A 12853-nucleotide genomic window follows, 5' to 3' on the forward strand; every position below is an offset into this window, starting at 1 on the left:
CGGGGGATGGTCATGTGCACACCGAGTGGTCGTGGGACACGGTGCTCGGGTCGATGGAGGCGTCCTGCACGCGGGCGGTCGAGCTGGGGCTGCCGTCGGTCGCCTTCACCGAGCACGCGGACCTGACACCGTGGCGCATCCCGGACGAGCTCGTGCCCCGGCTGCCCGAGCACTTCCGGGTCAGGCTGCGGCCGGACGGCGTGCTGGAGGCGCCGGACCTCGACGTGCGCGGGTACCTGGAGTGCGTGCAGCGGTGCCGGGAGCGGTTCCCGGGGCTGCGGGTGCTGTCCGGGGTGGAGTTGAGCGAGCCGCACTGGCACCCCGACCGCACCGCGGAGCTGTTGCGGGCCGGGGAGTTCGACCGCGTCCTCGGGTCGGTGCACGCCCTGCGCCACGACGGCGGCGCGTGGGAGGCCGAGACCCTGCACGGTCGGGTGGCCGAGGCGGACCTGATGCGCGACTACCTCGGCGAGGTGCTGCGGCTGGTCGAGTCGTCGGCGCCGTTCGCGGTGCTGGCGCACATCGACTACCCGGTGCGCTCCTGGCCGACCGCCGACTACGACCCGCACGCGTTCGAGGACGAGTTCCGCACGGTGCTGCGGGCGTTGGCGGCCGGCGGCCGGGCGCTGGAGGTCAACACCAAGGTGCCGCTGCACGCCGAGGTCGTGCGGTGGTGGCGCGAGGCCGGGGGCGACGCCGTCGCGTTCGGCAGCGACGCCCACGAACCGACCGTCGTCGGCAAGGGCTTCGAGCAGGCCGCCGCCCTGGTCGAGGCACACGGCTTCCGCCCCGGCCGAACCCATCACGACCTCTGGTACCGCTGACCCGCCCCGCTTGCCCTTCGCCACCAACCCCGACCGCAGCCGACCAGGTGATCAGCGGAAGAGGGTGCTGTAGGCGTTGAGAGCAGGCTGGCCGCCGAGGTGGGCGTACAGGACCGTCGAGTCGCGCGGGATCTCGCGCGAGCCGACCAGTTCGACCAGGCCCGCCAACGACTTGCCCTCGTACACCGGGTCCGTGATCATGCCCTCCAACCGCGCGCCCAACTTCATCGCGTCCACAGTGGACTCCCCCGGCACGCCGTAGATGCCCTCGTGGAACCGTTCGTCCAGCACGACGTCCGACTCGGCCACCTCGACCTCCAGCAGCTTGCCGGTGGCCTGCGCGATGCGCGTGATCTGCGCCCGGGTGTCGGCCGGCTCAGCCGAGGCGTCGATGCCGATGATCCGCCGGCCGCTGCCCGCGAACCCGGCGACCATCCCCGCCTGCGTGCTGCCGGTCACCGAGCACACCACGATCGTGTCGAACCGGACGCCCAACTCGGCTTCCTGCTGCTCGACCTCCGCCGCCCACGCGGCGAACCCCAGCCCGCCCAACGGGTGGTCCGACGCGCCCGCCGGGATCGGGTACGGCGTGCCGCCGGCCGCCCGGACGTCCTCGATCGCCTGCTCCCACGCGGGTTTCACACCGATGCCGAACCCCGCCTCCACCAACCGCACCTCGGCACCCATGAGCCGGCTGAGCAGGATGTTGCCCACGCGGTCGTACACGGCGTCCGGCCAGTCGACCCAGCTCTCCTGCACCAGCACGCACTTCAGCCCGACCCGTGCCGCCGCCGCCGCGACCTGCCGGGTGTGGTTGGACTGGACGCCGCCGATGGACACGAGCGTGTCGCACCCGGTGGCCAGCGCGTCGGCCACCAGGTACTCCAGCTTGCGGGTCTTGTTGCCGCCGTACGCGAGCCCGGAGTTGCAGTCCTCCCGCTTCGCCCACACCGACGCGCCGCCGAGGTGCCTGGTCAGCCGCTCCAGCGGGTGCACCGGCGACGGGCCGAACGTCAGCGGGTAGCGGGGGAAGTCGCGCAGCGCCATGTCAGTTCTCCTCCAGCAGGTCGAACAGGGTCGCCCAGTTCCGCTCGACCAGCCGGGCCGCCAGGTCGGCGTCGCCCTCGGCGCAAGCGGTGACGATCTCGTCGTGCATCGCCACGGAGTGCCGGCCGGGCGCGCCCGCGAACCGCAGCCGTTCCAGCCGGCGCACCAGGGGCGTGTAGCGGTCGATCGTGGCCGCGACGGCGAAGTTGTCGGCGCACCGCACGGCCACGTCGTGGAACTCGTCGTCCGCAGCCAGCGCCGCCGGGACGTCCGCCGCGTCCAGCGCGGCGGCGAACCGGGCGTTGGCGGTGCGCATGGCCACCAGGTCGGCGTCACCCATCCGTGGCACGGCGAGCCGCGCGGCCAGGCCGTGCATCGCCTGGACGACGGCCAGCGCGTCCCGCACGGGTCCGGTGCGCAGCGGGGTGACCCGCGTGTAGCTGTGCGGCTTGGACTCGACCAGGCCCTCGTCGGCCAGCCGGGCGAGTGCCTCGCGGACCGGCGTGCGGGACAGCCCGAGCCGTTCGGCCAGCTCGACGTCCTTGATCGGCTCACCGGGCGCGAGGTCGCCCCCCAGGATGGCGTCGCGGATGGCCGTCAGCGCCTGGTCCCGGTACAGCGCCCGACTGATATATTGCATACCGGTGGACAGTAGCCGGTGCCGCACCATCCCGCCAGGGGCTTCCATGAGCTGATCAGGACGTCGGCGCGAGTTCCCAGGAGTGGACTGCGGAACCGTCGCGGGCGACCGTGTACCAGCGGCCGGGACCCGCCGACCGAAGTGAGCCAGCCACCGGCAACGGCCCGTGCGACACCTCCGGCGCGTCCGCCGAGGCGCGGTCGAGGGGTGCGGCGACGGTCGCGACGAACCGTGCGGGGACCAGGAGATCGTGTGGCCTGGCCGCGATCGCCTCCCCCCGGCCGTCAGCGCGGGGTGAGGACGCAGAACTCGTTGCCCTCCGGGTCCGCCAGCACCACCCACTCGACGTCGCGCTGACCCACGTCGGCCCGCACCGCGCCCTGCGCCTCCAGCCGCGCGACCTCCAGCAGCAGGTCCCCGTCGGCGGGCGGCACGACGTCGAGGTGCAGCCGGTTCTTCACCGACTTCGGCTCGGTCACCCGCACGAACTCCACGTAGAACCCGCCGTCCCGGCGCAGCGACGCGTACTCCGGGTGCTCCCGCGTCACCGGCAGGCCGGTCGCGTGCGACCAGAACCCGGCCAGCGCGACCGGGTCGAGCGCGTCCACCACGACCGCCGCGACCGGACCGATGCCCAGGTACTCCTCGCGCGGCTCCAGCACGCAGAACTCGTTGCCCTCCGGGTCGGCCAGCACGACCCACGGCACCGACCCCTGACCGATGTCGGTCTCGCGCGCGCCCAGCGACTTCGCCTTGTCCACCAGCTCCGCCTGGTGCGCCGCCGACGTCGACGCCAGGTCGAGGTGCAGCCGGTTCTTGACCCGCTTCACGTCGGGCACCGGCACGAACACCAGCTCGACGCCCTCGCCCAGCGCCACGTCCACCTCGTCGGCGCTCTCCCCCGTGATCGGCTGGTCCAGCAACGCGGACCAGAACCGGCCCAGCGCGACGGGATCGGCGGCATCCACCACGACGTCGTACAACCTCGTTGCCATGCTGCGAAGGTAACGTCTGCGCGCATGGCGGAACTGGTGCTCGGTCCGGTGTTGCGGCACGTCGACGCCACGTCGGCCACCGTGTGGGTGGAGACCGACGGGCCTTGCGAGGTGGAGGTCGCCGGGCACCGGGCCACCACGTTCCAGGTCGGGGAGCAGCACTTCGCCCTGGTCGTCATCGAGGGGCTCACGCCCGACACGACCACGCCCTACACCGTGCGCCTGGACGACCACGTCGTGTGGCCGCCGCCGGACTACCCCTTCCCCGCGCCCCGGATCCGGACGAACGGCGTGCGGCGGTTGGTGTTCGGTTCGTGCCGTGCGGCGAAGGGGCACCGGGGGCCGGGGCACGACAAGCTGGGTCCGGACGCGCTGGACGCGTTCGCCGCGCGGCTCAAAGACGTGCCCGAGGGCGAGTGGCCGGACGCGTTGTTGCTGTTGGGCGACCAGGTGTACGCGGACGAGCCGACGCCGAAGATCAAGCGTTGGCTGGCGGAGCGGAGACCGGAGCCGGCGGGCGAGGTGGTGTCGTTCCGGGAGTACGCCGAGCTGTACCACGAGTCGTGGGCGGACCCGGAGATCCGGTGGCTGATGTCGGTGCTGCCGACGTCGATGATCTTCGACGACCACGACGTCCGCGACGACTGGAACACCTCGCGGGCGTGGCGGGCGCGGATGGCCGAGTACCCGTGGTGGGGGCAGCGGATCCGGGCGGGGCTGGCGTCGTACTGGGTGTACCAGCACCTGGGCAACCTCGGCCCGGAGGAGCTGGCGCGGGATGCGTTGTGGGGCAAGGTGCGTGCCGCCGGCGAGGACGTGCAGGGGCTGCTGGAGGAGTTCGCCGAACAGGCCGACCGCGAGGCCGACGGCCGCAAACCCACGCGCTGGAGCTACCGGCGCGACTTCGGCCGCGTGCGACTGCTGGTGATCGACACCCGAGCCGGCCGCATCCTCGACGGCCCGGAGCGGCTGATGGTCGGGGACGAGGAGTTCGACTGGATCGAGCGCAACGCCGAGGGCGACTACGACCACCTGCTGATCGGCTCGTCCCTGCCGTGGCTCATGCCGCACGCCCTGAGCCACTTCCAGTCCCTCAACGAGAAGTCCGCCGCCCGGTCCGGCTTGCGCGGCAAGCTCGCCGAACGCGTCCGCCAGGCAGGCGACCTGGAGCACTGGCCCGCGTTCCGCGCGTCCTTCGAGCGGTTGGCGCGCTTGGTGCACCGCATCGCCACCGGCCCTCAGGCGCCGAGCACGATCTGCGTCCTGTCCGGCGACGTCCACCACAGCTACGCGGCCCGCGCCGAGTTCCCGACCCCGACGAGCTCCGAGGTCCTGCAGCTCGTGTGCTCCCCGATCCACAACGACCCACCGTGGCTCTTCCGCCCGATCTTCGCCCTGTCCTGGTCCAGGCCCTTGGCCCGCTACCTGCGGTGGCGCGCGACCCGAGCCGGCGTCTCCCCGGACCCGGTGAGCTGGCGCAAGGTCAGCGGCCCCCACTTCGGCAACTCGATAGCCATCCTCACCACCACCCCCCACACCGCCCACTACCACCTCGAAACCGCAGCCCCCACCGGCCTCACCACAGCCGCCAACCTGACCTTCCCCCACACCGACCGCACGACGGGCAAGGGCGAGCAGCGCGGGGACGGAGGCGGGGGCGGGGGCGGAGGCGGGGGCGGAGGCGGGGGCCGAGGGCACAACGGCGCTTGACCGACCGGCCGAGGCAACCTCGGGGCACCGCACGCCGCCGGCCCACGTCACGCCGGCCCACGCCACGCCGGCCCACGCCGCTTGCACCGAGCCAGGCCGAGGCCCCCGGGCACCGCACGCCGCCCGCCCACGTCACGCCGGCCCACGCCGCTTGCGCCGAGCCGGGCCGGGGGGCGGGGCGGGGCGGGGCACGTCGCTTGACTGGTGGCTGGTCGCGGGTTGGGGGTCCGCCGCGCCGCCCGTTCCTTCCAATTCACGGGACGTGTGAGTCCGCGATCGGTTCCGAATCCTGCATGTCACTCGATCGGGCGAAGCTGCGGCGAGGTCCAGTCGGAGCCGCGTCGACGCCCGAACCTGGACATTGTCGCAGGTCCGAGCGCCGTCCACGCCTGTCACACGTTCGTAGTTACTTGGTCGTCTTGGTCGCCAACCGCAGCAAAGCCCAGAGTTGGGCGATCGCGTCGTGGTCCCCCACCGCCTCCACCTCGCGGTCCGGGATGCGGCCCCACAGCCAGCGGTACACCGCCATGGGGGTGCCGGTCACCTCCGCGTCCGCCGACTCCGTCTCCTCCGGGGTGGCGCGCCACGCCTGTGACGGGGTTGGGCCGGTGTGGGTCAGCCAGACTCTGCTTCCCACGCGGATCGACACCGTGGCGTCTCTTGTGCCGCTCACGCCCATCACGGCCAAGCGGTGGCCCAACCAAAAAGACAAGACCTCGTCCACGCCGTCTTCCGCCACGTCGTCGGGCACCGGGTCCACCGGCAAGCCCGCCGCCGCCTGCACGTCCATCCGGTGCACGGTTGCCTCGTGCGCGATCCGCCGTGCCCAGAAGCCGCACGTCGGGTCCTCCGGCCACCACGTCTCGCACGGGTCGTCGGCGGATCGGGACATCAGGGTCTCCGCCAGGGGAACAGCGGAGGCGCGGACGTAGTCGGAGAGGGACTGGCCGGGGTCCGGGTCCTGTTGCCAATCGAGCGGCTGCCGGCCGGTACTGACCCATTCCGTTGCCATCCGGCACAGGCTGCCCACGTGTCGCACGGTCTCGCCCAGGTTCAGGCCGGGGCACGCGGGGACCTGGCGTTCCGGGCGCCGGCCCTCCGCCGACGCGGCCAGCAGCTCCGTCTCCGAGGAAACGACCTCGATCAGGCGGGTGTAGTCGAGCAGTCCCTTGGTCACAGCCTGTCCTCGCGTGCGTACATGATCGCGTCGACCAGGTCGGCGAACTGGCCGGCCTGGCGCACCAGGTCGTCGGCGCTGCGCGGGTTGACCTGCCTCGTGATGCCGGCCAGCACAGCGGCGCGCGCGGCGGAGCAGGAGGCGAAGTACGTGGCCCACTCCGCCAACTCCGGTGCCAGCCTCGGCAGCAGGACCCACACGCTGGTCGGCTTGGCCCGGCCCCGGTGCGGACGGCCGCGCAGGGCCAGTACAGCCGCTGCCGCGCGCATCGCGCCCAGGTAGGCCGCGGCGAAGCGGTCGGCGGGGTCGGTGGCTCGTTCGGCTTCGCGCAGGCACTCCCGGGCCTGGGCGAGGAGGCTGACGGCGGACGCCGGGGGCAGCGGGAGCGGGATGGAGGGGAAGTCGGTCGCGGTGGACATTTGCGGCCTCCTCGCGGCGTCGGGACAGCGACGACCGCCGCGGGGAGACGGCGGCACTTGGTGGTGGGGCGCTTCCCCCGCCCCACCACCAAGGCATAGCTCGAACACATGTTCGAGCGGGTTCAGCGTAACCCGGAAACCCGCTACTCCTCAACCCGCCCGCACGTGGTCTCATGAACAGGTGAGCGCACTTGACCACCCCGGTATCCGAAAGGTGGCGGCGGCCCTGGCCGAAGCGGGCCACCACGAGGCCGCCGACGGCATCGTCGTCCTCGCCGACGCCGTCCGCACCGCCGCCGCGGCGGCCGAGGCCGTGGGCGTGCCGGTCGGAGCCATCGCGAACAGCCTGATCTTCGCCGCGGTCCGGGACGGCGTCGCGAGCCCGCTGCTGGTCCTCACCTCGGGGGCGCACCGGGCGGACACCGATCTGCTGGCCGAGCTGGCCGGAGCCGACAAGATCGAGCGGGCCAAGCCGGACTTCGTGCGCGAGCACACCGGGCAGGTCATCGGCGGCGTCTCCCCGCTGGGGCACCCCGCGCCGATCCAGACCTTCGTGGACGTGGACCTGGAGCAGTACGACGTCGTGTGGGCCGCCGCCGGGCACCCGCACGCCGTGTTCCCCACCACCTACGCGGGCCTGGTCGAGCTGACCGGCGGCACACCGGCGCGGGTGGCCCGATGACCGCGGCGCCGTCGCAGCGGCTGGTCGAGGTCTCCGCGCGCGAGCTGAACTCCCGGCTGGGCGAGGCCCTGGCCCTCTACGTCAGCGCGATGAACTACCCGCCGGGCACGGCCGAGCAGCGCGCCCCGATGTGGCTGGCGCACATGCTGCGCGACGGCTGGCGGTGCGTGGTGGCGCTGGGCGAACAGGACGAGCTGATCGGCATCGGCTACGGCTACCGCGGCGCGGTCGGCCAGTGGTGGCACGAGCAGGTGCGCCACGGCCTGACCGCCGTCGCCGGGCCGCGCGCGGTCGAGGAGTGGATGCACGACTACTTCGAGCTGACCGAGCTGCACGTGCTGCCGCGCGCGCAGAGCCGGGGCATCGGCGAGGGCCTGCTGCGCAGCCTGCTGGGCGGTGTGACGACCTCGCGCGTGCTGCTGTCCACCCCGGAGGGCCCGAGCAAGGCGTGGCGGCTGTACCGGCGGCTGGGGTTCGTGGACGTGCTGCGGCACTACCAGTTCACCGGCGACCCGCGACCGTTCGCGGTGCTCGGCCGGACGTTGCCGCTGGACTAGAACGGCGAGACGAACCCGCTGACCTTGAGGCCGCCGCCGCCCGCGAGGTCGGAGATCTTGCGCCACTTCGTGTAGACGACCCGGTCGCTGACGTTGCCCTCGACGGTCCGGATGTGCGTGGCGTGCCGGCCCGTCGAGTCGTAGGCGACCTCCACCACGACACCGACGTGCGCGAACATCGACGGGTACTCGCCGTAGACGATCACGTCGCCCATCTCGGCCTCGCCCGAGGACAGGGGCCGCCAGCGGTTGTTCTCCTGGCCCCACTTCTGCCAGTACGTGGCCCAGTGGCCCTGGTCGACGCCGGGCGCGCCGGGCGCGGGCGCCATCGACGGCTTGGTCTTCACGCCCGCCTTGGTCCACACCCAGTTGACGAAGATGCCGCACCACTCGACGGGCCGCCGGATCGCCGGGTCGATCGCCTGGTACTTCAGCGGGTAGCCGTTGGGGCCGTCCTCGCGCTGCCCGATCTGGCTGAGCGCGAAGTCCACGATGTCCTGCCGCACCCGCCACTCGGCGGGGTCCACGACCTCGTCCTGCGCCATCGCCGGGGCGGCGCCGAACAGCAGTGCGGCGACCGCGGCGAAACCCGCTGCGGACCGCGCGACTCGTCTCGACATGGCGTCCCCCTGAAAACTCGGTGCCCCAGCATAGGCAACAGCAGCCCCGGTGACACGGCCGTAAAGGCAGTCACCGGGGCAGCTGTCGTCAACGGTTCACAGCTCGTTCAGGCGCTCGCGGAGCGTGTCCAGGCCCATCGCGCCCATCTCCAGCGCGTCCTTGTGGAACTTCTTGAGGTCGAACGCCTCGCCGTGGCGGGCGCGGGCCTCGTCGCGGGCCGCGAGCCACAGCCGCTCGCCGAGCTTGTACGACGGCGCCTGGCCCGGCCAGCCCAGGTAGCGGTCGATCTCGTCGCGCACGTGGTGCGGGTCGGTGATGGTGCGGGTGAGCATGAACTCCAGGCCCAGCTCCGGCGTCCAGCGCTCGCCCTCGTGGAAGCCGGTGCCCTTCGGGATCTCCAGCTCCAGGTGCATGCCGATGTCGATGATCACGCGGGCGGCGCGGAACAGGTGCGCGTCGAGCATGCCGAGCAGGTCGCCGTCGTCCTCCAGGTAGCCCAGCTCGCGCATCAGGCGCTCGGCGTAGAGCGCCCAGCCCTCGCCGTGGCCGGAGACCCAGCACATCAGGCGCTGGAAGTCGTTGAGCTTCTCGGCCTGGTAGACGGCGGTGGCGACCTGGAGGTGGTGGCCCGGCACGCCCTCGTGGTAGACGGTCGTGACCTCGCGCCAGGTGGAGAACTCGGTCTTGTCCGCGGGCACCGACCACCACATGCGGCCGGGGCGGGAGAAGTCCGGCGTCGGGCCCGTGTAGTACGCGCCCACGCCGCCGCCGGGCGGGGCGATGCGGCATTCGAGCTTCATCAGCTCGTCGGGCAGCTCGAAGTGCACGTCCCGGACGTCGAGCAGGGCCTTGTCCGACAGCTGCTGCATCCACTGCTGGAGGCCGTCCTGGCCGTGCACCAGGTAGCGCGGGTTGGCGTCCAGCGCGGCGGCGGCCTCGGCGAGCGTGGCGCCGGCCTTGATCCGGTTGGCCACCTGCTTCATCTCGGTCTCGACGCGGGTGAACTCCTCCCAGCCCCACTCGTAGGCCTCGGCGAGGTCCAGGCGGGCGCCGGTGAAGTAGCGCGACCACAGGCGGTAGACGTCCTCGCCGACGGCGTCCTTCTTCGGGGCCTTCGGGGCGAGGTCGGTGCGCAGGAACTGCGCGAAGTCGGCGTAGGCCTCGGCGGCGGCCTTCGCGCCCGCCTCCAGGTCCGTGCGCAGGGACGCGTCCACGTCCGCGCCCGCGATGAGGTTGCCGAAGTAGGACTTGCCGTTGGTCCGGCCCGAGTAGGTGTCGCACTGCTCGGCGACCCGCGTGACCTGCCGCAACGCCGCGACCTGGCCGCGGTCGGCCGCGCCGGCGAGGCCCGCGCGCAGGTTCGCCACCGCCTCGGGCATGGCCGCGAGCCGCTTCGCGATGGTGGCCCAGTGGTCGGCGGTGTCGGTCGGCATCAGGTCGAAGACCTCGCGCAGGCTCTGGATCGGCCCGGCGATGACGTTGAGCTCGCCCTCCCACAGACCGGCCTCGTGGATCTCCGCCTGCAGGCCGACGCGCTCCAGGAACACGGCCTTGGCGTCGGCCTCCGACTTGTCCGCGGGCTCGGCGGCGGTGATGTCGGCCAGCGCGCGCTTCGCGAGCTCGTGGCGCGCGGCGTGCCCGTCCGGCGAGAAGTCGGTCAGCTCGTCGTCGTGGCCGGGGGTCCCGATGAAGGTCGCCGTCAACGGGTCCGCCGCGGCGTACTCGACCACGAACTGGTTGCTGATGCCGTGCACGCCGGCCGGAGAGGTTGCCATGAACCGCACGTTACCTGCGCGTCGCGTCACCCCGACAGGTAATTAGCGGTCCGAACGACCCCGCTCGGGCGGTCAACTTTTGACCCGGCCGGCAGGATGGCCGGGTGTCCAGGGCCACAGCGCTGATCCTGCCGGTGATGCTCCTCGCGTTCTTCTCGCTGACCGGGTGCGTCCGGCTGCACGCGGCGATGGCGTTGTCGCAGGACGACCGGGTGTCCGGCGAGATCGTCGCCGCGACCCCGCCGACGCGCGACAACGACCCGGGCCCGCAGCTGCGGGTGCCCAACGAGCTGGCCAGCCGGGTGACCACCAAGCCGTACGCGCAGGACAACTACACCGGCACGCAGCTGTTCTTCAGCGGCCTGACCTTCGACGAGGTGCGCGCGCTGGCGGCGGCCACGAGCGCGTCGTCGAGCCGGTACCAGCTGAGCTTCCGCCGGTCGGGCGACCTGGTGACGATGAACGGGTCGGTCGACCTGACCCAGGTGCCGCCGGAGCGGGCCGACATCCAGGTCAAGATCAGCTTCCCGGGCGAGGTCGTGGAGACCAACGGCCGGGAGGAGGAGTCGTCCACGATCGCCTGGTCGCCCAAGCCCGGTCAGGCGTCGATGCTGGAGGCGACCGTGCGGTACGCCGGGGAGAACTCGCCGTCCTACTTCGGGTGGACCATGCTGCTGGCCGGGCTGACCGGCGGTGCGGCCCTGATCGTGGTCGTGCTGGCGATCGTGGCGCACCGCCGCAGCCAGGTGGCCTAGCTGCCGGGCAGGGCGTCGACCACGGCCGTCGTGACCGACGAGTAGCTGGTCACCGTGCCCTTCGGGACGCCGGCGAACATCGAGTCCGACACCTTCCGCTCGCCGATCACCTCGCCGGTGGCCGGGTCCAGGATGATCTCCTGCCGCTCCCCGTCCTCGGCGACGCCCAGCGCCACGCCCCGCCGGCCGTCGAGGTCGGCGGCGTCGTCGGTGACGTCCAGGCCCGGGAGGTGGGCCAGCGCGCGGAGCAGGTTCGCCCGGGTCGCGGCGGGCAGGAGGCCGGTGCGCAGGGCGTCGGCGGCGTAGACCAGGGCTCGCCCGCCGCCGCCGCTGTCGGCGCGCAGCCGCTGGTAGAGCTGCTCGGGGTCGGTCGGGAGGCCGGCGGCGAACTCCGGTCGGGGGAACTGCCAGCCGCCGTGCTCGGGCAGGTTCTGGCTGAATGCGCCGCCCTTGGCGCGCTGCTCGGGCCACGGGACTTCCTCGATGACGGCCCCGGCCGCGCGGGCTTCCGCTTCGGTGCCCTCGACCCACTTGCGGTTGCCGGTCTCGCGGCGGCGTTGCAGCCACTCGCCGGTCGGGTCGGCGGGGATCCAGACCTCGACGACGTTCTCGTTGAGGAACGAGAAGCTGCGGTCCTCCGCACCGACCGTCTTCAGCCACCAGGCGTGGGTGGTCACGTGGCGGTACCGGCCGGCGGTCACCACCGGGTCCTGGGCGCGTGCGGCGATGTCTGCGGCGCTGGTCAGGGTCTCGCGGGCCTGCGCGGACGCGCTGCCGGGGGCGAACACCACGGTCTGCGCCACCACCCCGGCGACCACGAGCAGAACCACCGCCGCCGCTGCGAGCACCCGCCGCCGCACCGGCCGCCGCCCACCGAGATCAACCGCTCCGGGAGTCCGCGCCGCCGCCACCAGGTTCGCCCGCACGCCGGGCAGGCCGCTCTGGTCGGTCTCGATCTCCCGGTACAGGCCGTCCAGCGCCCGATCGAGCTCGTCCTCGGTCCACTCCACGTCACGCATCGACGTCCTCCCCACCCACGACCGGACCCTGTGCTTGCAGCCACCGACGCACCCGGTGCAGGCGCGAGTGGACCGTCCCCACGGGGATGCCCAGCGCCTGCGCGACTTCCGGAGCGGTGAGCCGCCCCCAGGAGGTGAGCAGGAGCACGTCCCGGTCGCCCGGCTCCAACGCGGCCAGCGCGCCGGCCAACCGCCGGACCCGCTGCTGCGCCGTCACCCGCTCGGCCGTGCGGGCCTCGGGCGACTCCTGCGCCCGATCGGCACCGACCCTGGCCCGAGCCCGCCAGCCGCGGACCTCCTGCCGCACGTGCCGGCGCAGCAGGTTGGACGCGATCCCGAACAGCCACGGCCGCACGCCGGCCCGGCTCGGGTCGTAGGTGTGGCGCTGCTGCAGCGCCACCAGGAACGTCTCCGACACCAGGTCGTCCGCGACCTGGTCGCCGATCCGACGGGCCAGGTAGCCGTGCAGGGGCACGGCGTGCTCGTCGAACAGCCGCCCGAACACCGCCGCCGGATCCGGTCCCGACAGGTCCGGGGGCGGCGGTGGGCTCGGGCTGGGTACCGCTTCGTCCGCGATCATCACGCTGGTACTTGCCCGCAGGCCGCCGCGCCCTTCACGAGCGCCCTTCCCG

General features: G+C 72.8%; 14 protein-coding genes. 5 read left to right on the forward strand and 9 right to left on the reverse strand.

Annotated features, from left to right (window positions below; all coding sequences use genetic code 11):
• Window positions 1-14 precede the first annotated feature (14 nt).
• Window positions 15-824 carry a PHP domain-containing protein gene (locus tag DFJ66_RS15065; protein ID WP_246029765.1) on the forward strand — a complete coding sequence of 270 codons (810 nt, stop codon included), beginning with the start codon at window positions 15-17 and terminating at the stop codon, window positions 822-824.
• Window positions 825-875: 51 nt separating this feature from the next.
• Here DFJ66_RS15065 and DFJ66_RS15070 read toward each other — a convergent pair whose 3' ends face one another.
• From DFJ66_RS15070 to DFJ66_RS15080, 3 genes are all read right to left on the reverse strand, one after another.
• Window positions 876-1871 (reverse strand): 1-aminocyclopropane-1-carboxylate deaminase, encoded by a 996-nt coding sequence (locus tag DFJ66_RS15070; protein ID WP_121221850.1) that lies wholly within the window; start codon window positions 1869-1871, stop codon window positions 876-878.
• 1 nt (window position 1872) lies between these two features.
• Window positions 1873-2511 (reverse strand): GntR family transcriptional regulator, encoded by a 639-nt coding sequence (locus DFJ66_RS15075; RefSeq protein WP_121231193.1) that lies wholly within the window; start codon window positions 2509-2511, stop codon window positions 1873-1875.
• A 284-nt stretch (window positions 2512-2795) separates the two neighbouring features.
• Window positions 2796-3506 (reverse strand): VOC family protein, encoded by a 711-nt coding sequence (locus DFJ66_RS15080; RefSeq protein ID WP_121221853.1) that lies wholly within the window; start codon window positions 3504-3506, stop codon window positions 2796-2798.
• 24 nt (window positions 3507-3530) lie between these two features.
• Between DFJ66_RS15080 and DFJ66_RS15085 the strand changes: the two genes are divergently transcribed.
• The gene (locus tag DFJ66_RS15085) at window positions 3531-5216 is read left to right on the forward strand and encodes an alkaline phosphatase D family protein (RefSeq protein WP_121221855.1); all 1686 of its coding nucleotides are present in this window, start codon (window positions 3531-3533) and stop codon (window positions 5214-5216) included.
• Between the two features lie 406 nt (window positions 5217-5622).
• Here the strand turns inward: DFJ66_RS15085 and DFJ66_RS15090 are convergent, their stop codons facing one another.
• Window positions 5623-6393, reverse strand: coding sequence for a maleylpyruvate isomerase family mycothiol-dependent enzyme (locus tag DFJ66_RS15090; protein WP_121221857.1), 771 nt, complete (start codon window positions 6391-6393; stop codon window positions 5623-5625).
• Complete coding sequence (locus DFJ66_RS15095; RefSeq protein WP_121221859.1) at window positions 6390-6812, reverse strand: SAV_6107 family HEPN domain-containing protein; 423 nt, start codon at window positions 6810-6812, stop codon at window positions 6390-6392. Before DFJ66_RS15095 ends, DFJ66_RS15090 begins: the two co-directional genes overlap by 4 nt.
• Window positions 6813-6993: 181 nt before the next feature.
• On the opposite strand from DFJ66_RS15095, the gene DFJ66_RS15100 reads away from it, so the two are divergent.
• On the forward strand, window positions 6994-7494 hold the full coding sequence (locus DFJ66_RS15100; RefSeq protein WP_121221861.1) for a YbaK/EbsC family protein: 501 nt from the start codon (window positions 6994-6996) through the stop codon (window positions 7492-7494).
• Window positions 7491-8051, forward strand: a complete 561-nt coding sequence (locus DFJ66_RS15105; RefSeq protein WP_121221863.1) for a GNAT family N-acetyltransferase — start codon at window positions 7491-7493, stop codon at window positions 8049-8051. Before DFJ66_RS15100 ends, DFJ66_RS15105 begins: the two co-directional genes overlap by 4 nt.
• Here DFJ66_RS15105 and DFJ66_RS15110 read toward each other — a convergent pair.
• Both DFJ66_RS15110 and DFJ66_RS15115 read right to left on the reverse strand, forming a co-directional pair.
• A complete protein-coding gene (locus DFJ66_RS15110) occupies window positions 8048-8671 on the reverse strand; it encodes a CHAP domain-containing protein (protein ID WP_121221865.1) in 624 nt (207 codons plus the stop codon). The genes DFJ66_RS15105 and DFJ66_RS15110 overlap by 4 nt on opposite strands.
• Before the next feature lie 96 nt (window positions 8672-8767).
• The gene (locus tag DFJ66_RS15115) at window positions 8768-10447 is read right to left on the reverse strand and encodes a DUF885 domain-containing protein (RefSeq protein WP_121221868.1); all 1680 of its coding nucleotides are present in this window, start codon (window positions 10445-10447) and stop codon (window positions 8768-8770) included.
• Between the two features lie 104 nt (window positions 10448-10551).
• On the opposite strand from DFJ66_RS15115, the gene DFJ66_RS15120 reads away from it, so the two are divergent.
• Window positions 10552-11202: a DUF3153 domain-containing protein gene (locus tag DFJ66_RS15120; protein WP_121221870.1), complete on the forward strand. Its 651-nt coding sequence runs from the start codon at window positions 10552-10554 to the stop codon at window positions 11200-11202.
• Here the strand turns inward: DFJ66_RS15120 and DFJ66_RS15125 are convergent.
• The gene (locus DFJ66_RS15125) at window positions 11199-12221 is read right to left on the reverse strand and encodes a CU044_5270 family protein (protein WP_121221872.1); all 1023 of its coding nucleotides are present in this window, start codon (window positions 12219-12221) and stop codon (window positions 11199-11201) included. The genes DFJ66_RS15120 and DFJ66_RS15125 overlap by 4 nt on opposite strands.
• Window positions 12214-12801: an RNA polymerase sigma factor gene (locus DFJ66_RS15130; protein ID WP_121231196.1), complete on the reverse strand. Its 588-nt coding sequence runs from the start codon at window positions 12799-12801 to the stop codon at window positions 12214-12216. Before DFJ66_RS15130 ends, DFJ66_RS15125 begins: the two co-directional genes overlap by 8 nt.
• Window positions 12802-12853 lie beyond the last annotated feature (52 nt).

The organism is Saccharothrix variisporea, from assembly GCF_003634995.1.
Lineage (GTDB): Bacteria > Actinomycetota > Actinomycetes > Mycobacteriales > Pseudonocardiaceae > Actinosynnema > Actinosynnema variisporeum.

Bases quoted from the DNA above. Each gene is read 5' to 3' on its own strand.
- DFJ66_RS15130 (WP_121231196.1), bottom strand. From the start codon at position 12,801: ATGATCGCGGACGAAGCGGTACCCAGCCCGAGCCCACCGCCGCCCCCG.
- DFJ66_RS15125 (WP_121221872.1), bottom strand. From the start codon at position 12,221: ATGCGTGACGTGGAGTGGACCGAGGACGAGCTCGATCGGGCGCTGGAC.
- DFJ66_RS15110 (WP_121221865.1), bottom strand. From the start codon at position 8,671: ATGTCGAGACGAGTCGCGCGGTCCGCAGCGGGTTTCGCCGCGGTCGCC.
- DFJ66_RS15070 (WP_121221850.1), bottom strand. From the start codon at position 1,871: ATGGCGCTGCGCGACTTCCCCCGCTACCCGCTGACGTTCGGCCCGTCG.
- DFJ66_RS15080 (WP_121221853.1), bottom strand. From the start codon at position 3,506: ATGGCAACGAGGTTGTACGACGTCGTGGTGGATGCCGCCGATCCCGTC.
- DFJ66_RS15075 (WP_121231193.1), bottom strand. From the start codon at position 2,511: ATGCAATATATCAGTCGGGCGCTGTACCGGGACCAGGCGCTGACGGCC.
- DFJ66_RS15085 (WP_121221855.1), top strand. From the start codon at position 3,531: ATGGCGGAACTGGTGCTCGGTCCGGTGTTGCGGCACGTCGACGCCACG.
- DFJ66_RS15095 (WP_121221859.1), bottom strand. From the start codon at position 6,812: ATGTCCACCGCGACCGACTTCCCCTCCATCCCGCTCCCGCTGCCCCCG.
- DFJ66_RS15115 (WP_121221868.1), bottom strand. From the start codon at position 10,447: ATGGCAACCTCTCCGGCCGGCGTGCACGGCATCAGCAACCAGTTCGTG.
- DFJ66_RS15105 (WP_121221863.1), top strand. From the start codon at position 7,491: ATGACCGCGGCGCCGTCGCAGCGGCTGGTCGAGGTCTCCGCGCGCGAG.